Below are 17,691 nucleotides of genomic sequence, written 5' to 3' on the forward strand. Positions count from 1 at the left end.
GTCCAGTGGACCGGGGCCTTCTTTCGATCGATCTCAAGAGCGGACGACCAGGTTCGAACTGGCGACCTCAACCTTGGCAAGGTTGCGCTCTACCAACTGAGCTACGTCCGCGCTGCGCCGTGGCGCGAGGCCCACTATACCCAACCTCGCTCCCGTGCGAGACGTACCGCCGCGTGCCGGTTCTCCACCCCGAGCTTGGACACGGCCGACGACAGATAGTTCCGGACAGTCCCCTGGGACAGCGCGGCCCGCTCGGCGATCTCCGCGACAGGCGCCCCGTCGGCGGCGAATTCGAGTACCTCGGCCTCCCGCGCGGTCAGCGGGGAGTCCCCGGAGGAGATCGCGTCGGCCGCCAACTCCGGGTCCACATAACGGCTCCCCGCGTGCACGGTCCGGATGATCTCCGCGAGCCGCTGCGCGCTGACGGTCTTGGGGACGAAACCGCGCACACCCGCCTCAAGCGCCCGCTTCAGATGCCCCGGCCGACCGTGACCGGTCACGATCAGCACCCGGCAGCCCGGCAGTTCGGCCCGCAGCGATGTGGCGACCCTCACACCGTCCGCCCCCGGCATCTGCAGGTCCAGCACCGCGACATCCGGTTCGTGCGCCCGCGCCATCGCCAGCGCCTCCGGCCCGCTCGCCGCTTCCGCGACCACCACGAGGTCGTCCTCCAACGCCAGCAACGCGGCCAGCGCCCCCCGGATCAGATGCTCGTCATCGGCGAGCAACAGCCGCACGGGGCGCCCCGCCTCCGGTATGGCCGTCACGACGCGCGCTCCCTTACGGCCGCCGAGCCGGCCGCGGCCGACGCGCCCCTCGAAGCCGAGCCCGAGCCCGAGCCCGAGCCCGAGCCGGATCCGGAAACCGAGCCGGATCCCGAAGTCGAGCCCGTCGCGGAGGCCGATCCCGCCCCCGAGCCCTTCGCGGAGCCCAGTCCCCATCCCCATCCCGCCCCCGAGCCCGTCGCCCTCGCCGAGCCCCCCGCACCCAGCGGCACCCGGGCCACCACCCGGAACGCCTCCCCGCCCACGGGCCCCGCCTCCAGGGTCCCGTCCACGACCGCCAGCCGCTCCCTCAGCCCGGCCAGCCCGGACCCGGCGCCGACGGAACGTTTCGCGTTGGCGTCCCCCGTCGCGCCCTCGTCCCCCCTCGCGCCCTCGCTCCCCACCGAACCCTCGCCATCCCCGACGGCCCGTATCCCGTCGTTCTCCACGGTCAGCACCACCTGCCCCTCCGTCACCTTCAACACCACCGCGCACTGTGCGGCGTTCCCGTGCCGCAGCACGTTCGTCGTCCCTTCCCGCACCACCCAGGCGAGGGCGGACTGCACCTCGCCGGGCAGTCCGGCCGTGTCCGCCCCGTCGACCGAGCAGGCGATGCCGGCCGCCGCCAACACACCCTGCGCACCGGAGAGTTCGACACCGAGGTCGGCCTCCCGGTATCCGCGTACGACCTCCCGCACCTCGCGCTGCGACTCCTGGGCGATCCGCTGGACCTCGATCATCTGCTCGACTGCCTCGGGCCGTTCCCGGCGGGTCAGCTGGACGGCCAGCTCGCTCTTCAGGGCGATGACCGCGAGGTTACGGCCGATCACGTCGTGCAGGTCGCGACCGAAGCGGAGCCGCTCCTCGGCGACGGCGAGCCGGGCGCGGGTCTCGCGGGCGTCGTCGAGTTCGTAGACGGCCCTGAGGAGCCAGACGGAGAAGACGGAGGTGAAGGAGAGGAAGGTGGTGCCGAACAGCAGCGCCGCCAGCGTGGCCAGGACGTTGGTCCTGCTGGCCCCGACGGCGAGGGCCGAGACCCCGCTGCACGCGACGAAGGCCACGATCACGGCCAGCAGCCGCCGTCGGCTGTGTATACCGAGCGCGATGATGCCGACACCGAAGATCAGCACGCCTCCGAACAGCCCGCCCAGCGCCGTCCTGGCGTCGTCGTCGAGGGACGCGCCGTGGGCGAGGACGACCGCCACGCATCCGATCAGCGCGGTGGCGATCCCGAGCGCCCAGAGCAGGCGTACGGGCTGATCGCGGCTGCCGCGCACCCAGTCGAGCGACCGGGCGACCGCGACCGAGGAGAGCGCGGCGTGTGCGCACACCAGGGCGAAGTACCAACCGGAGAAACCCAGCGGCACATGGCCGAAGAGCGGTACCCCGAACCCGCCGACCTCGATCAACGGGAACGAGTGGAACGACCACCGCGTGTAGGTCTCCACCTTCGCGGGCGTGCTCTTCCCCCGCCACCATGCCCCCGGCCCCCGCATGGCTCAACTCCCCTCATCGGCGCGGTTCCCAGCGGAACCACCGTCGTACAGCAAACACCGCGAGCACGGTCCAGGCCAGCGCGGTGGCGACGGCGCCCAGGGCGTCGTACGCGGACAGGTCGCCCGTCCAGCCGCCGCGCACCAGCGTGATGACGGGGCTGAGCGGCAGCAGTTCGCAGACGGACGCCACGCGGTCGGGCAGTACTTCGAGCGGCACGGTGATGCCCGACCCGAGCAGCGACACGAACATCACCGGCAGGCTCGTGACCTGCGCACTCTCGGCGGTGCGGCTGAAGCTCGCGGTGACCGCCGCCAGCGCCACGCACAGGACGACACCGAGCAGCACACCCAGCACGGCCAGGTGGGCCGCGGGCGGCGCCCCCATGTCCAGCAGGACCGTGCAGCCGACCGCGAGGACCACGCACTGCGCGAGCCCGATGCCGACGGCGGGCAGCGCGGCCCCGACCAGGATCTCCCGGTCGCGCAGCTCACCGGTCCGCAGCCGCTTCAGGACGAGTTCCTCGCGGCGTACGACATAGATGTTGGTCAGGGCGGCGTAGATGGCGAAGAGCAGAGAGAAGCCGATGGAGGCGGGGAGCATCACCGTCCCGACGCTCAGCCCGGCCTCCCCCAGGTCCATCTGGTCCGTCGCCGACCGGACACTGAGCGGCAGCAGCAGCGGTATGAACAACGCCGTGACCAGCGTGGCCCGGCTGCGCCCGAGGAGCGTCAGCTCGGCGCGGGCGAGCGCGGTCATCCGGCCCCTGAGGGTCGTCGTCCCGGCCGCCACGACGGGCGCCACGCCCGCCTCCGCCGCCGTACCCGTCGCACCTGTGGTCGTGCTCATGCCGCCACCCCGTTCTCGCGCGATCCCTTGCCCGTACGCGTGCCCTTGCCCGAACGGGATTCCGTGCCCGTACGGGAATCCGCACCCGCACGCGCTGCCTCCGCCGCCGACTCCCGGGCGATCCGTAGGAACGCCTCCTCCAGCGAGGCCGACCGGACCTCAAGACGCCTCAGCTCGACCCGTGCCCGCTCGGCCCACAGCAGCAGCCCGGTGGCCGCCCGCTGGAGTTCCTTCGTGCGCAGCACCACCACGCGGTCGTGCTCCTCGTGCCCGGTGACGCCCAGTTCGCCGAGCGGCGGCAGGTCGCCCAGGAAGTACCCGGCGGGCAGTTCGAAGGAGATGCGGGACGGCTGGGAGGCGGTCACCTCGGCCGGGGTGCCGGTCGCGGCGACGCTGCCTTCGTGGAGGATGGCGAGCCGGTCGGCCAGGCCCTCCGCCTCCTCCAGGTAGTGCGTGGTGAGCAGCACGGTCGTACCCCCGTCGCGCAACTCCCGTACCAGCTGCCACGTGTCCTGGCGGCCCTCCGCGTCGAGCCCGGTCGTCGGCTCGTCCAGGAAGAGGACCTCGGGGCGCCCGAGGAGCGCGAGCGCCAGGTCGAGGCGCCGCTTCTCGCCCCCGGACAACTGCTTGACCCGTACGCCGGCCCGTCGCGCGAGGCCGACGAGCTCCAGCGCCTCCCCGACGGGTCGCGCTCCGCTGGTGCAGCCGGCCCACATCCGTACCGTCTCCGCGACGGTCAGCTCGGACGGGAAGCCGCCCTCCTGCAGCATCACGCCGATCCGGGGGCGTACGGCCGCGCGCTCCTCGTGGGGGTCGTGCCCGAGGACCCGCACCCGGCCGCCGGACGGCGGCGCGAGTCCCTCCAGCAGCTCGACCGTCGATGTCTTGCCCGCGCCGTTGGTGCCCAGGAGCGCGAAGAGTTCTCCCCGGCCCACGGAGAACGTGATCCCCCGCACGGCCTCGTAACCGCCCCCGTACACGCGCCGCAGGTCAGTGACCTCAATCACGTCCTCGTGCCCGTTCGTTTCCATGCCTTCAGCGTCTCGGCGCGATGGGCCGTTCGGCAGTGCGCGGTGTCATCACTCGGTATGACAAATGTCAGACGTGGGATAGGGCGGAGGGAACACGAAGAAGGCCCCGGTCCAGTGGACCGGGGCCTTCTTTCAAGAGCGGACGACCAGGTTCGAACTGGCGACCTCAACCTTGGCAAGGTTGCGCTCTACCAACTGAGCTACGTCCGCATCGCCTCCGACCGGCTCCCACCGATCGGCGCAAGGACTACTTTACCTGATCCACAACAGTGGTCGGTAAGCGATCCAGAGCGGGTGACAGGAATTGCACACTGCGCCTTCCCTCTGGAAGAGGGATGTTCTGCTACTGAACTACACCCGCGTGACTCCGGTGAGCCAGGCTTTTCGGCCTTGCCCCTCGGCGTGCTCCAGACTCTAGCTGATCCGCCGGGGGGCAACGCAAGTCGGTTGTCCCCCGGGTCCAAGTCGGCCGCCCCCGGGGCCCGCTGACGAACCCTGAGGACCGGCCGACGGAAGTGCGCCTACTGCGCCTCGGCGAACGCCTCGTAGACCCTCTTGGGGATCCGGCCGCGCGCGGGGACCTCCAGCTTGTTGGCCTGGGCCCAGGCGCGGACGGCCGCCGGGTCCGGGGCGACCTGGGTCTGCTTGTACGCCTTGCCCGACCTCGACCGCTTGCGGCCGGCGTCCACGTAGGGCGCGAGCGCCTTACGCAGTTTCTTGGCATTGGCTTCGTTCAGGTCGATCTCGTACGACTTGCCGTCGAGTCCGAAGGCGATCGTCTCCGCCGCTTCCGAGCCGTCGATGTCGTCGGAGAGAGTGACCACGACACGCTGCGCCACGAATATCGGTCCCTTCGTGCGACATCTCTCCGTTGACGTGCCCTGACGTCAGGAAGATGTCGGCTGTCCGGCTGTTATTTGGGCAAAGTATCGGCTATTGCCAATTCATTTGTACAGTGCCCGGCATTGCAATGTGAAGACAGACTTAATCCGCCCGCGTGTCCCCCGCGCAATAGGGTTCCGGGATCTTTCCCAGAAGTTTTCGTGAGGGTGATCGCCCGATACCGGATCGTGACCGCCGTCACCCGGAATCACTGTAGTTTCCTACGAATCTACCCGCGTAGAAATTTCGTACGGGTAGTCTGAAGGAACCTGCTCAGCACCACACACCGGGAGTGCCAGTGGCACGCGTCGTAGTCGACGTCATGCTCAAGCCGGAGATCCTCGACCCCCAGGGCCAGGCGGTGCAGCGCGCGCTGCCGCGCCTCGGTTTCGAGGGCGTCTCCGACGTACGTCAGGGAAAGCGATTCGAACTGGAAGTTGACGGACCGGTGGACGGCGCCGCGCTCGCCCGCATCCATGAACTGGCGGAATCCTTCCTCGCCAACACCGTGATCGAGGACTTCACCGTCAAGGTCGAGGAAGTCGCGGAGGCAGGAAAGTGACCGCTCGTATTGGCGTCGTCACATTTCCCGGCAGCCTCGACGATCGGGACACGCAGCGCGCGATCAGGCTCGCCGGTGCCGAACCCGTCGCTCTCTGGCACAAGGACAAGGACCTGAAGCAGGTCGACGCCGTGGTGCTGTGCGGTGGTTTCTCCTACGGTGACTATCTGCGTGCCGGTGCCATCGCGCGCTTCTCCCCGGTGATGGAGACCGTGATCGAGCAGGCGAAGTCGGGAATGCCGGTCCTCGGCATCTGCAACGGCTTCCAGATCCTCACCGAGGCCCACCTGCTCCCCGGTGCGATGCTCGGCAACGACCACCTCCACTTCATCTGCCGCGACCAGAAGCTGCGGGTGGAGAACGCGGAGACCGCCTGGACGACCGACTACACGGCCGGCCAGGAGATCCGCATCCCGCTGAAGAACATGGACGGCCGGTACGTCGCCGACGAGTACACGCTCGACAAGCTGGAGGCGGAGGGCCGGGTCGCGTTCCGTTACGTCGTCGGTGGCGACGCCACCGACGGATGCGGCAACCCGAACGGCTCGCTCCGCGACATCGCCGGCATCTCGAACGAGGCCGGGAACGTCGTGGGCCTCATGCCGCACCCGGAGCACGCCGTGGAGCCGCTGATCGGCACCGGCCGCACCGACGGCCTCCCCTTCTTCACCTCGATCCTCAAGAAGCTGGTCAACGCATGAGCCGGACGCCTCTGGACACGGTCGAGCACGCGGCCGCGACCCCCGACGTCGAGCTGCCCTGGGCCGAACTGGGCCTGAAGAAGGACGAGTACGAGCGGGTCGTGGAGATCCTCGGCCGCCGCCCGACCGGCGCCGAGCTCGCCATGTACTCCGTCATGTGGTCCGAGCACTGCTCGTACAAGTCCTCCAAGGTCCACCTCCGCCAGTTCGGCGAGAAGGCCCCGCACTCCGACGCCCTCCTCGTCGGCATCGGCGAGAACGCCGGCGTCGTCGACGTCGGCCAGGGCTACGCGGTCACCTTCAAGGTCGAGTCGCACAACCACCCCTCGTACGTCGAGCCCTACCAGGGCGCGGCCACGGGTGTCGGCGGCATCGTCCGCGACATCATCGCGATGGGCGCCCGCCCGGTCGCGGTCGTGGACCCCCTGCGCTTCGGCGCGGCGGACCACCCCGACACCAAGCGCGTCCTCCCGGGCGTCGTCGCCGGCATCGGCGGCTACGGCAACTGCCTGGGCCTGCCGAACATCGGCGGCGAGGTCGTCTTCGACGCCTGCTACCAGGGCAACCCGCTGGTCAACGCCGGTGCCATCGGCGTCATGCGGCACGAGGACATCCACCTCGCCAAGGCCTCCGGCGCCGGCAACAAGGTCATCCTCTACGGGGCCCGCACGGGCGGCGACGGCATCGGCGGCGCCTCGATCCTCGCCTCCGAGACCTTCGACGACGCCAAGCCCTCCAAGCGCCCCGCCGTCCAGGTCGGCGACCCCTTCCAGGAGAAGCTCCTCATCGAGTGCACCCTGGAGGCGTTCAAGGAGAAGCTGGTCGTCGGCATCCAGGACCTCGGCGCGGCCGGGCTCTCCTGCGCCACGTCCGAGCTGGCCTCGAACGGCTCCGGCGGTATGCGCGTCACCCTCGACGACGTACCCCTGCGTGACTCGACGCTCTCGCCCGAGGAAATCCTCATGAGCGAGTCGCAGGAACGCATGTGCGCGGTCGTCGAGCCGGAGAAGGTCGACCGCTTCCTCGAGATCTGCGACAAGTGGGACGTCATCGCCACCGTCATCGGTGAGGTCACCGACGGCGATCGCCTGGAGATCTACTGGCACGGCGGCAAGATCGTCGACGTCGACCCCCGCACGGTCGCGCACGACGGCCCGGTCTACGAGCGCCCGTACGCCCGCCCCGAGTGGCAGGACGCGCTCCAGGCGGACGACGCGAACAAGCTGCCCAGGCCCGCGACTTCGAAAGAACTGAAGCAGCAGGTCCTGGCACTGGTGGCGTCCCCGAACCAGGCCTCCAAGCAGTGGATCACGTCGCAGTACGACCACTTCGTGCAGGGCAACACGGTGCTCGCCCAGCCCGAGGACTCGGGCATGATCCGCATCGACGAATCGACCGGCCTCGGCGTCGCCATCGCGACGGACGGCAACGGCCGGTACGCGAAGCTGGACCCCTACCACGGCGCGCAGTTGGCCCTGGCGGAGGCGTACCGCAATGTCGCCACCACCGGCGCCAAGCCCCTCGCCGTCTCCGACTGCCTGAACTTCGGCTCGCCCGAGGACCCGGCGGTCATGTGGCAGTTCGCCGAGGCCGTACGCGGTCTGGCGGACGCCTGCCAGCAGCTGGGCACCCCGGTGACCGGCGGCAACGTCTCCCTCTACAACCAGACGGGCGAGGTGGCCATCCACCCCACCCCGGTCGTCGCGGTTCTCGGCGTCATCGACGACGTCGCCCGGCGCACGCCGGTCGCCTTCCAGGAGGAGGGCCAACTGCTCTACCTGCTCGGCGACACCCGTGAGGAGTTCGGCGGCTCGGCCTGGTCCCAGGTCGTCCACGACCACCTCGGCGGTCTGCCCCCGCAGGTCGACCTGGAGCGTGAGCGCCTGCTGGCCGAGATCCTGATCTCCGCCTCCCGCGACGGCATGATCGACTCCGCGCACGACCTTTCCGACGGAGGCCTCGTCCAGGCGGTCGTGGAGTCGGCCCTGCTCGGCGGCAAGGGCGCCCGCCTGATCGTCCCCGACGGTCTGGACGCCTTCACCTTCCTGCTGTCGGAGTCGGCCGGCCGCGCCGTCGTGGCCGTCCCCCGCTCCGAGGAACTCCGCTTCAACGACATGTGCGGCGCCCGGGGCCTGCCCGCGACCCGTATCGGTGTCGTGGACGGTGACTCGGTGGAGGTCCAGGGCGAGTTCACGCTCCCCCTGGAGGAGCTGCGCACCGCGCACGAGGGCACGATCCCGGCGTTGCTGGCGTAGTCCCCGGTACGACGGAGCCCCGCCCGGATCGACGTCTCGGGGCGGGGCTCCTTCGGTTCTGGATCAGCGGACGTAGGTCTTGAGGATCTCCGTGTCGAGTTCGATACCGACCGGATCAGGGAGGGACACCCTCTCGCCGAACTTCGCGGTGTGCACGTCACGGTAGCCGCCGACCAGCGGGTCGGGGCTGCTGTGCACGGTGACTGTGCATGAGTCCCGGTCGATCAGCAGGTACAGCGGGATCCCGGACTGCCCGTAAGCGGCCGGCTTCTCATGCCGGTCCCGCCGGTCGGTGTCCGAGTCGTACGAGGTGACCTCGACGACCATGAGGGTCCCGCGGGGATCGGCCCACTCGCCGTGCCCCGCGAAGTGCGCCTCGGGCGCGACCACCGCGTCCGGCTTCGCTCTGCCCTGCCGATACGTATCGACTCGCAGCCCCTGGGCCTGGTACACGTCCAGGTCGGGCCTTGACTGCATACACCGCCGGGTCAACCAGGACACGATCGTGCTGTGGTCCCCGTCTGTCACCTGCTTGACTCCGATCCGTCCGTTGATGAACTCCAACGTGACGGTCTCGGGAGCGGCGGAAGCGATCGTTTCGAACTCCTCCACCGACATCTGAGACGTGCGCTCGACCATAACCATCATGTTGCCCCCCTTTCCAGGTGAAGGCCAGTGTCACCAGGGTTTCGGCGGCGCGAGGCGCACTTCGCCGCCGATCACACCTTCGGGCGACTTTCGAACTCCGGGGCGCAGGACGCCTAGGCTCGCCCCGTGCCTCCCGCCAGGAAACGCCCCCGCACCTACGACCCCGCCAAGACCCGCAAGGCCGTGCTGGCCCAGTTCGGGAACGTACGGGAGGCCGTGGGCGCCCTCACCGCCGAGCAGCTCGCACTGCCGACCCGGCTCGGGGAGTGGGCCGTGCGGGACCTGGCCGCGCACATCACCATGGCCGTGGAGAGCGTCAGCCGGGCTCTGGAGCGGCCCGAGCCCCTGAAGGCCGAGCTGAACCCCCTGGACTACGCCTCCGCGACCGCCACCTTCGCCGGCGCCATCGCCGAGGACAGCCGCGGCCTGGCCGAGGCCGACCCCGACGTCACCGCCCTCTACACCCAGGTCGGGCGACGGATCACCGACGCCCTCGCCGCCGCCCCGCAGAGCCGGGTCGTCGACACCCGCGCCGGCGGCATGCTGCTCGACGACTACCTGCTCACCCGCACGATCGAACTCGTCGTCCACACCGACGACCTGAACGCCGCCGTTCCCGGCCTTGACGTCCCGTACGACCGGCACGCCCTGGCCACCTGCGTCCGGCTGCTGGCCGACACCCTCGCCGCGCGGGCGCCCGGCGGCTCGACCGAGGTGCGGATACCGCCGTACGCCGTCGTGCAGTGCGTGGAGGGGCCGAGGCATACCCGGGGCACCCCGCCGAACGTCGTCGAGACCGACCCGCTGACCTGGATCCGTCTCGCCACCGGCCGTCTGGAGTGGGCCGCGGCCCTGGACGACGCCAAGGTCAGCGCGAGCGGCGAGCGGGCCGATCTCAGTGCGCTGCTGCCCCTGATGAGCTGATCCGGAGCCCGAAAACCCGGTGGAACCACCCACACACCCCACCCGTCCCACCGCCATGGACAAGCGACTGACCCTCACCGCCCTGGCCCTGGCCCTGCTCCCGCTTCCGCTGCTCGCGGCGTGCGGTACCGAATCGGCCGGCGACTCCGGCAGCGGCAACGTCGGCTCCGACACCACCAAGGCCTCGGTCACCGGCGTCCGCTGGAAGGTCGACAGCCTCACCGTGGGCGGGAAGACCGAACAGGCCCCCGACGGCGCGTATCTGAAGATCGCCGACAACGGCGAGGTCGACGGCAACTACGGCTGCAACACCTTCGGCTCGACCGCCGCGTTCAAGGACGACGGCATCGACTTCGAGGCCGCCCGCTCCACCGAGATGGCGTGCGACGACGTCCGGATGCAGTTCGAGAAGAGCTTCGCCCGCACCCTCGACACCGAGAAGTTCACTGCCGGGACGACCGACGACGGCAAGCTCACCCTCACCACCGGCGACGGCGACACCGTCGAGCTGACCGAGGAGAAGCTCACCCCGCTGTACGGCACGAAGTGGCTGATCGATTCCCTCATGGCCCACCGCGTCTCCACCTCGCTCCCCGAGGCAGCACGGGGCAAGGCATGGTTCACCCTCGACAAGAAGGCGGGCACGCTGCGCGGAAGCGTCGGCTGCAACGACATCTCCGCGAAGGCCACGGTGAGCGAGAACACGATCACCCTCGGCAATCCGCGGACCACCCGCAAGGTGTGCTCCGACTCACTCATGGCCGCCGAGCGGAGCTTTCTGGAGATTTTCAACGGCACGGTGGAGTATCGAATCGATCACTTCGCCATCACGCTGACCAGCGAAAACGACGCGGGCATCGGTGCCGTCGCCGACAAGTGACGTGAGGCGGCCCGTAGTCGGGGACCGGGGCGGTCGAGATCACCGGATTCGGACCGGTGCGCGATCTCGCCTACACTCGGTTGTGTGCCACGTGGTGACGGACGACTCAACCACGACCTTCTCCCCGGCGAGAAAGGCCCCCAGGACGCGTGTGGCGTCTTCGGTGTCTGGGCCCCGGGTGAAGAGGTCGCCAAGCTCACGTACTTCGGGCTCTACGCCCTCCAGCATCGGGGCCAGGAATCCGCGGGTATCGCGGTCAGCAACGGCTCCCAGATCCTCGTCTTCAAGGACATGGGCCTCGTTTCCCAGGTCTTCGACGAGACCTCGCTCGGTTCGCTCCAGGGTCACATCGCGGTCGGTCACGCCCGCTACTCGACCACCGGTGCCTCCGTGTGGGAGAACGCTCAGCCGACCTTCCGTGCCACCGCGCACGGCTCCATCGCGCTCGGCCACAACGGCAACCTGGTCAACACCGCCCAGCTCGCCGAGATGGTTGCCGACCTGCCCAAGCAGGAGGGCCGTACGCCGCGCGTGGCGGCCACCAACGACACCGACCTGCTCACCGCACTCCTCGCGGCCCAGGTCGACGAGGACGACAAGCCGCTGACCATCGAGGAGGCCGCCCACACGGTCCTCCCGAAGGTGCGCGGCGCCTTCTCGCTCGTCTTCATGAACGAGCACACCCTCTACGCCGCCCGTGACCCGCAGGGCGTCCGCCCGCTGGTCCTCGGTCGGCTGGAGCGCGGCTGGGTCGTCGCCTCCGAGTCCGCCGCCCTCGACATCTGCGGCGCGTCCTACGTCCGCGAGATAGAGCCGGGCGAGTTCATCGCCATCGACGAGAACGGCCTACGCAGCTCCCGATTCGCGGAAGCGAAGCCCAAGGGCTGTGTCTTCGAGTACGTGTACCTGGCCCGGCCGGACACCGACATCGCCGGCCGGAACGTGTACCTCTCCCGCGTGGAGATGGGCCGCAAGCTGGCCAAGGAAGCCCCCGTGGACGCCGACCTGGTCATAGCGACCCCGGAGTCCGGCACCCCCGCCGCCATCGGGTACGCGGAGGCCTCGGGCATCCCGTTCGGTGCGGGTCTGGTGAAGAACGCGTACGTCGGACGTACGTTCATCCAGCCCTCCCAGACGATCCGCCAGCTCGGCATCCGCCTGAAGCTGAATCCGCTGAAGGAAGTCATCAAGGGCAAGCGTCTGGTGGTCGTCGACGACTCGATCGTCCGCGGCAACACCCAGCGCGCGCTGGTCCGGATGCTCCGTGAGGCGGGCGCCGCCGAGGTCCACATCCGGATCTCCTCCCCGCCCGTGAAGTGGCCCTGCTTCTTCGGCATCGACTTCGCCACCCGCGCCGAGCTCATCGCCAACGGCATGACGATCGACGAGATCGGCACCTCCCTGGGCGCCGACTCGCTCTCGTACATCTCCCTCGACGGCATGATCGAGGCGACCACCATCGCCAAGCCGAACCTCTGCCGTGCCTGCTTCGACGGCGAGTACCCGATGGAGCTGCCGGACCCCGAGCTGCTCGGCAAGCAGCTCCTGGAGACCGAGCTGGCGGCAGGCCCCGCCGCCACGGCCGCGGCCGACGCGATCCGTCGCCCGTAAGACTGCCCGTAGACAGCCGGTAACACCTGCTTACCCGCGCTCATCTGCAGTACGACACGAAAGTTCTCACCGTCATGTCTGAGACAACTGGTGCCAGCTACGCAGCTGCTTCTTACAAAACAGCAGGTGTCGACATCGAGGCGGGCGACCGCGCCGTAGAGCTGATGAAGGAGTGGGTGAAGAAGACGCAGCGCCCCGAGGTCCTCGGCGGCCTCGGCGGTTTCGCCGGCCTCTTCGACGCCTCCGCCCTCAAGCGCTACAAGCGCCCGCTGCTCGCCTCCGCCACGGACGGCGTCGGCACGAAGGTCGACATCGCCCGGCAGCTCGGCGTGTACGACACCATCGGCCACGACCTGGTCGCGATGGTGATGGACGACATCGTGGTGTGCGGCGCCGAACCGCTGTTCATGACCGACTACATCTGTGTCGGCAAGGTCCACCCCGAGCGGGTCGCCGCCATCGTCAAGGGCATCGCCGAGGGCTGTGTCCTCGCGGGCTGCGCCCTCGTCGGCGGCGAGACCGCCGAGCACCCCGGCCTCCTCGGCCCGGACGACTTCGACGTCGCAGGCGCCGGCACGGGCGTGGTCGAGGCGGAGCACCTGCTCGGCCCGGATCGTATCCGTACGGGTGACGCGGTGATCGCCATGGCGGCCTCCGGCCTTCACTCGAACGGGTACTCGCTCGTCCGCCACGTCCTCCTCAACCAGGCCGGTCTCTCCCTGGACGCCGAGATCGCCGAACTCGGCCGCACCCTCGGAGCGGAGCTCCTGGAGCCCACCAAGATCTACTCGCTGGACTGTCTGGCCCTCACCCGCACCACCGAGGTCCACGCCTTCAGCCACGTCACCGGCGGCGGCCTCGCGGCCAACCTGGCCCGCGTGATCCCCGACACCCTCCACGCCACGGTGGACCGCTCCACCTGGGCCCCGGCTCCGATCTTCGACCTGGTCGGCAAGACGGGTCAGGTCGAGCGCCTGGAGCTGGAGAAGACCCTGAACATGGGCGTGGGCATGATCGCCATCGTCCCCCAGGAGTCCGCAGACGTGGCCCTGACAACCCTGGCCGACCGAGGCGTCGAGGCCTGGGTGGCAGGCGAGATCACCGACCGCAACGACCACACCATGGGCGCGGAAATGGTGGGCGACTACGCGCAAGCCTGACGGCGAAGCGCCCCTTTTGGGCCGAAGGCCCAAAAGGGGCGCGGAGAACTGCGCGAGCAACCACAACCAACCCGCAGCCGCAAAACGACAGTGGACGCCGAGCTATCAGGCGCCCCCGCCACTAGCGGAGCGGAACCGCACAAAACCCGGTCCGGCGGTGGAAACCCACCCGGACCGGGCAAGCGCAGCGTTACGGCGTCAAGCTCCGCGACGATGCGACGCGGGACCGGACTCGTCGTCCTCGTCCTCATCGTCGTCGTTGTAGAGATCCGCGTACTGGGAGTACGGGTCGTCGTCGTCTTCGTCATCCTCGAACGGCTCGCCATTCGGCGGCTGGCTCGAAGTCGAAGCGCCCAGCTCATTGGCCAGACGCGACAGATCAGTCCCGCCGCTGCTGTACTTCAGCTGGCGGGCGACCTTCGTCTGCTTGGCCTTTGCCCGGCCGCGCCCCATGGCTCGACCCCCTCGGATACGGGGCTCGGTGGCCCCAGAGTCTTGACACGCGTTCATGATCTGGAACGGGCTCTCCGTGGAGAGACCGGTCCGTAGGGCTTCCACGGTACCTGAGCCCACGCCCATACGGTACGCCGCCCGCAGGACGTGCCCGTGCCCAGAACCTGCGAGGAGCCCCGTCCTCGCTGGTCAACCGCGATTTTAACCCTTTCTCGGCGAGCGACCCGCCGACAGAAGTGAGAGTTCTCTCCAAAGCCGCCGACGGGTACCGGCCGACGCCGCGCGAACGCGGTGCGGCGCCTTCGCGCAGGCTCAGAGACCGCGCCCCGCGGTCGCCTCGTGCATCCGCTGCTCGGCGATCCGGTCGGCCGCGGCGGCCGGCGGAATACCATCCGCCTTCGCACGTGCGAATATTGCTAGCGTGGTGTCGTAGATCTTCGCGGCCTTGGCCTTGCACCGCTCGAAGTCGAACCCGTGGAGCTCGTCGGCGACCTGGATGACCCCGCCGGCGTTCACCACGTAGTCCGGCGCGTAGAGGATCCCGCGGTCGGCGAGGTCCTTCTCGACACCGGGGTGCGCGAGCTGGTTGTTGGCCGCGCCGCACACCACCTTGGCGGTGAGGACGGGCACGGAGTCGTCGTCGAGGGCCCCGCCGAGCGCGCAGGGGGCGTAGATGTCGAGCCCTTCGGTCCGGATGAGCGCGTCGGTGCGGTCGACAGCGGTGACCCCCTCAGGGTGCCGGTCGAGGATCCGCCGGACGGCGTCCTCTCGCACGTCCGTGATCACGATCTCGGCGCCCTCCGCCCGCAGATGCGTCACGAGGTGGTGCCCGACCTTGCCGACGCCCGCGATACCGACTCTGCGACCGCGCAGCGACGGGTCGCCCCACTGATGCTGCGCGGAGGCCCGCATGCCCTGGTAGACGCCGAAGGCGGTCAGGACGGACGAGTCGCCCGCGCCGCCGTTCTCGGGGGACCGGCCCGTCGTCCAGCGGCACTCGCGTGCCACGACGTCCATGTCGGCGACGTACGTGCCGACGTCGCACGCGGTGACGTACCGGCCGCCCAGCGAGGCCACGAACCGCCCGTAGGCGAGCAGCAGCTCCTCGCTCTTGATCCGGTCGGGATCGCCGATGATGACGGCCTTGCCGCCGCCGTGGTCGAGACCGGCCATGGCGTTCTTGTACGACATCCCGCGCGCGAGGTTCAGCGCGTCGGCGACGGCCTCCGCCTCGGTCGCGTACGGGTAGAAGCGCGTGCCGCCGAGAGCGGGGCCCAGCGCGGTGGAGTGGATGGCGATGACGGCCTTGAGGCCGCTGGCCCGGTCCTGGCAGAGCACGACTTGCTCGTGACCGCCCTGGTCCGACTGGAACAGGGTGCGCAGGACGCCGTCAGATACTTCGGTCACTGTGGTGACTCCTGGGTAAGAAGCGGCGGTGGGTGACAGGCTCCCGTACGGGTGGCGGGGTCTGTGAGCATGAGATTAGAGCCTGCGTCCGCCCGACAGCGGCGCAGCCTCAGGATCACCCCACTCCCGGAGTACGGACGTGGTGCGATCCGCACAGTTTTCCGGCCCGCCCGTGTGCGGGTTCGGCAGGTTTCCCCGGTGGCTGCCGGGGGAGGGAGCAGGCGTGCCCAAGGTGTCCTCGGTGATCGTCCCGTACGCGTCCTACCTTCGCGTGTACGAGCCACTGGCGGCCTTCCCCGAGCCCGAGCGCGGCCACTGGACCCGCTACGCCCGGCGCACCGACCGGCCCTCCTACCAGGACGAGCTGCGCCGCTCGCTGGCCGATCTGCTGCCGACCCCGCCCGTCCCGGTGCCGGTGCACGAGAGCGGCGACGCCTTCGTGCTGGACGTCGACGGGGTGGTCTGTGTCTGCCCCTGGCGGACCCGGCTGCGCGGCTGGCAGGCGCTCGGAGATCTGGCCGAGGAACTGCCCGCCCCGGTCCTGGACTCGGTGCTGCCGCCGCTGGTGCGCCACCAGGCGAGCCAGGACTACGAGCGCTGGATGGCCGGCAACCCCGACGCCCGGCCGTGGATCCGCACCGCGACCTGGCAGGTGCCGCTGAACTGGTTCGTCCTCGTCTCGGACGAGGAGCGGACGTATGAGAAGGGCTCTGGCGAGATCTCGCCGGTGCTTCGCTATCGCACTCCCATGGTGGAGGCCCGGCGGCGCGTGGCGCGCGGGCTGCGGGCCCTGCGGAACGCCATCGACGAGGGGCCGCTCATCGACGGTCTGATCGACGTGGGCCGCTGGCTGGAGGAGTTCCATCCGCGCTCGCTCGTCGAGCTGGACTACGGCGGCCTCGTGCACGTCCTGCCCGCCGCCGAGCTGGACGGCGACCACTCCGCCGCCGACGTCGCCGAGGGCATCGAGGCCCTCCGCGGCGGGGACGGCCTCGCCGCCGGGGAGGCGTACGGGCGGCTGGTCGAGCGCTGGCGGGCGGTACGGGACCGGCGCTCGGCGAACTGAACCGGGCCGAACCGGTTGAACCGACTCAACCTCTCAGCCGTACTTGTGACTAGTGGGGCCAGTGGGAAAAGGCTTTCCACAAAAGCTGAAGCATGGTGAACTGTCCACCCTTGGCCCAAGCTTGACGCATCGAAGTTCCACAGGAGCGTCATCATGGGACGTAGGTCCCGATCCGGGCTTTTGTGTCAAGCAGCCGCCAAGCGTGACGGATTGCACTTACGCGGGCCTTGCCTCTTACGCGCCTCCTCGTGTCAAAATAGGACAAGGAGCCCGGGGGAGGCTCCTTCTGCCCGCGTATGGGTGGAATCTCAGCATTGCACGCTATTGGGGGGTCTTGTGACTCCTGCACGCCACTGTGACTGATCGTCACAGTGGCGTGACTGTCCGCTATGGCATGGTCCATCGGCATCCGTCGCTGATGAACACCTGGGAGGGCAATTCCATCGGTTTGGCCGACGAGGCTGGACAGATGGTGTAGTTGTAGTGCCGAGGACAAGCCGTTCGTCCTATAACCGACTCGACTCGCGTCCGCCATTTCGGGCAACGCGGGTCAAGGTGCAGAATTTAGAGGAAAGAACCGAGATGGTTCGGTTCTCCCGAGGAGGCCGCTCATGACCGCTCGCACCCCTGATGCCGAGCCGCTGCTGACCCCGGCTGAGGTCGCCACCATGTTCCGTGTCGACCCCAAGACGGTCACGCGGTGGGCGAAGGCCGGCAAGCTCACGTCCATCCGCACGCTCGGCGGACACCGCCGTTACCGCGAGGCTGAGGTCCGCGCACTGCTCGCGGGCATTCCGCAGCAGCGCAGCGAGGCCTGAACAATCGCATGACAGGGCATTTCGGCTGGTCTCCCAATCGGCCGGGTGCCTGAAAGCACCGCTCAAGCAGCTCCAAAAACGACGCGGGTTCTGCCCCAACAGTCCCCACGCCCGAGCCACACAGAACTTTCCGGGAGGCCCAGGCCTCCTGGGCATCGTCAGGCAAGCAACAAGGGTGCGTCGTAG

At 69.3% G+C, this 17,691-nt stretch carries 17 protein-coding genes and 3 tRNA genes; 9 read left to right on the plus strand and 11 right to left on the minus strand.

Annotated features, from left to right (window positions below; translation table 11 throughout):
* Positions 1-38 precede the first annotated feature (38 nt).
* The 8 genes from ACFU53_RS38865 to ACFU53_RS38900 all read right to left on the minus strand — a co-directional run bounded on the left by ACFU53_RS38865 (position 39) and on the right by ACFU53_RS38900 (position 4,977).
* A tRNA-Gly gene (locus ACFU53_RS38865) sits at positions 39-111 on the minus strand.
* A 23-nt stretch (positions 112-134) separates the two neighbouring features.
* Entirely contained in the window at positions 135-767 is a 633-nt protein-coding gene (locus tag ACFU53_RS38870; protein WP_384003865.1) for a response regulator, read from the minus strand.
* Positions 764-2,260 carry a histidine kinase gene (locus ACFU53_RS38875; protein WP_384003868.1) on the minus strand — a complete coding sequence of 499 codons (1,497 nt, stop codon included), beginning with the start codon at positions 2,258-2,260 and terminating at the stop codon, positions 764-766. The genes ACFU53_RS38870 and ACFU53_RS38875 overlap by 4 nt, the downstream gene beginning before the upstream one ends.
* 13 nt (positions 2,261-2,273) lie before the next feature.
* Entirely contained in the window at positions 2,274-3,107 is an 834-nt protein-coding gene (locus tag ACFU53_RS38880; protein ID WP_384003871.1) for an ABC transporter permease, read from the minus strand.
* Positions 3,104-4,138: an ABC transporter ATP-binding protein gene (locus ACFU53_RS38885; protein WP_384003874.1), complete on the minus strand. Its 1,035-nt coding sequence runs from the start codon at positions 4,136-4,138 to the stop codon at positions 3,104-3,106. Before ACFU53_RS38885 ends, ACFU53_RS38880 begins: the two co-directional genes overlap by 4 nt.
* A 137-nt stretch (positions 4,139-4,275) precedes the next feature.
* Positions 4,276-4,348: transfer RNA gene (locus tag ACFU53_RS38890), tRNA-Gly, on the minus strand.
* A 79-nt stretch (positions 4,349-4,427) separates the two neighbouring features.
* Positions 4,428-4,499: transfer RNA gene (locus ACFU53_RS38895), tRNA-Gly, on the minus strand.
* A 160-nt stretch (positions 4,500-4,659) separates the two neighbouring features.
* A complete protein-coding gene (locus ACFU53_RS38900; RefSeq protein WP_045562551.1) occupies positions 4,660-4,977 on the minus strand; it encodes an Lsr2 family protein in 318 nt (105 codons plus the stop codon).
* A gap of 341 nt (positions 4,978-5,318) precedes the next feature.
* Here ACFU53_RS38900 and purS point away from each other — a divergent pair, with 341 nt between their 5' ends.
* From purS to purL, 3 genes are read left to right on the plus strand one after another with little or no spacing between them, the layout of a single operon-like run.
* Positions 5,319-5,582, plus strand: a complete 264-nt coding sequence (gene purS / locus ACFU53_RS38905; RefSeq protein WP_257543581.1) for a phosphoribosylformylglycinamidine synthase subunit PurS — start codon at positions 5,319-5,321, stop codon at positions 5,580-5,582.
* On the plus strand, positions 5,579-6,283 hold the full coding sequence (purQ, locus tag ACFU53_RS38910; RefSeq protein WP_384003878.1) for a phosphoribosylformylglycinamidine synthase subunit PurQ: 705 nt from the start codon (positions 5,579-5,581) through the stop codon (positions 6,281-6,283). The genes purS and purQ overlap by 4 nt, the downstream gene beginning before the upstream one ends.
* On the plus strand, positions 6,280-8,538 hold the full coding sequence (gene purL, locus ACFU53_RS38915) for a phosphoribosylformylglycinamidine synthase subunit PurL (protein ID WP_384003879.1): 2,259 nt from the start codon (positions 6,280-6,282) through the stop codon (positions 8,536-8,538). Before purQ ends, purL begins: the two co-directional genes overlap by 4 nt.
* Before the next feature lie 63 nt (positions 8,539-8,601).
* Here the strand turns inward: purL and ACFU53_RS38920 are convergent, their stop codons facing one another.
* Positions 8,602-9,186: a Uma2 family endonuclease gene (locus tag ACFU53_RS38920; protein WP_384003881.1), complete on the minus strand. Its 585-nt coding sequence runs from the start codon at positions 9,184-9,186 to the stop codon at positions 8,602-8,604.
* 126 nt (positions 9,187-9,312) lie between these two features.
* Between ACFU53_RS38920 and ACFU53_RS38925 the strand changes: the two genes are divergently transcribed.
* From ACFU53_RS38925 to purM, 4 genes are all read left to right on the plus strand, one after another.
* A complete protein-coding gene (locus ACFU53_RS38925) occupies positions 9,313-10,110 on the plus strand; it encodes a sterol carrier family protein (protein ID WP_384003884.1) in 798 nt (265 codons plus the stop codon).
* 19 nt (positions 10,111-10,129) lie between these two features.
* Entirely contained in the window at positions 10,130-10,990 is an 861-nt protein-coding gene (locus tag ACFU53_RS38930) for an META domain-containing protein (protein ID WP_384003888.1), read from the plus strand.
* A gap of 84 nt (positions 10,991-11,074) precedes the next feature.
* The gene (gene purF, locus ACFU53_RS38935; protein ID WP_384003892.1) at positions 11,075-12,601 is read left to right on the plus strand and encodes an amidophosphoribosyltransferase; all 1,527 of its coding nucleotides are present in this window, start codon (positions 11,075-11,077) and stop codon (positions 12,599-12,601) included.
* A 74-nt stretch (positions 12,602-12,675) separates the two neighbouring features.
* Positions 12,676-13,761 carry a phosphoribosylformylglycinamidine cyclo-ligase gene (gene purM / locus ACFU53_RS38940; RefSeq protein WP_384003894.1) on the plus strand — a complete coding sequence of 362 codons (1,086 nt, stop codon included), beginning with the start codon at positions 12,676-12,678 and terminating at the stop codon, positions 13,759-13,761.
* A 198-nt stretch (positions 13,762-13,959) separates the two neighbouring features.
* Here the strand turns inward: purM and ACFU53_RS38945 are convergent, their stop codons facing one another.
* Together ACFU53_RS38945 and ACFU53_RS38950 are read right to left on the minus strand one after the other, a co-directional pair.
* On the minus strand, positions 13,960-14,214 hold the full coding sequence (locus ACFU53_RS38945; protein WP_037726253.1) for a DUF3073 domain-containing protein: 255 nt from the start codon (positions 14,212-14,214) through the stop codon (positions 13,960-13,962).
* A 312-nt stretch (positions 14,215-14,526) separates the two neighbouring features.
* Positions 14,527-15,621, minus strand: coding sequence for a Leu/Phe/Val dehydrogenase (locus tag ACFU53_RS38950; RefSeq protein ID WP_384003897.1), 1,095 nt, complete (start codon positions 15,619-15,621; stop codon positions 14,527-14,529).
* Between the two features lie 223 nt (positions 15,622-15,844).
* Here ACFU53_RS38950 and ACFU53_RS38955 point away from each other — a divergent pair, with 223 nt between their 5' ends.
* Positions 15,845-16,687, plus strand: a complete 843-nt coding sequence (locus tag ACFU53_RS38955) for a hypothetical protein (RefSeq protein WP_384003900.1) — start codon at positions 15,845-15,847, stop codon at positions 16,685-16,687.
* 611 nt (positions 16,688-17,298) lie between these two features.
* On the plus strand, positions 17,299-17,505 hold the full coding sequence (gene bldC, locus ACFU53_RS38960) for a developmental transcriptional regulator BldC (protein ID WP_003949541.1): 207 nt from the start codon (positions 17,299-17,301) through the stop codon (positions 17,503-17,505).
* Positions 17,506-17,691 lie beyond the last annotated feature (186 nt).

Origin of the sequence: Streptomyces sp. NPDC057474 (assembly GCF_042802555.1) — a bacterium.
Classification (GTDB): Bacteria; Actinomycetota; Actinomycetes; order Streptomycetales; family Streptomycetaceae; genus Streptomyces.

Excerpts from the sequence above, each read along its gene's own strand:
- purM (WP_384003894.1), top strand. The coding sequence starts at position 12,676 with ATGTCTGAGACAACTGGTGCCAGCTACGCAGCTGCTTCTTACAAAACA.
- ACFU53_RS38945 (WP_037726253.1), bottom strand. The coding sequence starts at position 14,214 with ATGGGGCGCGGCCGGGCAAAGGCCAAGCAGACGAAGGTCGCCCGCCAG.
- ACFU53_RS38880 (WP_384003871.1), bottom strand. The coding sequence starts at position 3,107 with ATGAGCACGACCACAGGTGCGACGGGTACGGCGGCGGAGGCGGGCGTG.
- purL (WP_384003879.1), top strand. The coding sequence starts at position 6,280 with ATGAGCCGGACGCCTCTGGACACGGTCGAGCACGCGGCCGCGACCCCC.
- ACFU53_RS38885 (WP_384003874.1), bottom strand. The coding sequence starts at position 4,138 with ATGGAAACGAACGGGCACGAGGACGTGATTGAGGTCACTGACCTGCGG.
- ACFU53_RS38920 (WP_384003881.1), bottom strand. The coding sequence starts at position 9,186 with ATGATGGTTATGGTCGAGCGCACGTCTCAGATGTCGGTGGAGGAGTTC.
- bldC (WP_003949541.1), top strand. The coding sequence starts at position 17,299 with ATGACCGCTCGCACCCCTGATGCCGAGCCGCTGCTGACCCCGGCTGAG.
- ACFU53_RS38875 (WP_384003868.1), bottom strand. The coding sequence starts at position 2,260 with ATGCGGGGGCCGGGGGCATGGTGGCGGGGGAAGAGCACGCCCGCGAAG.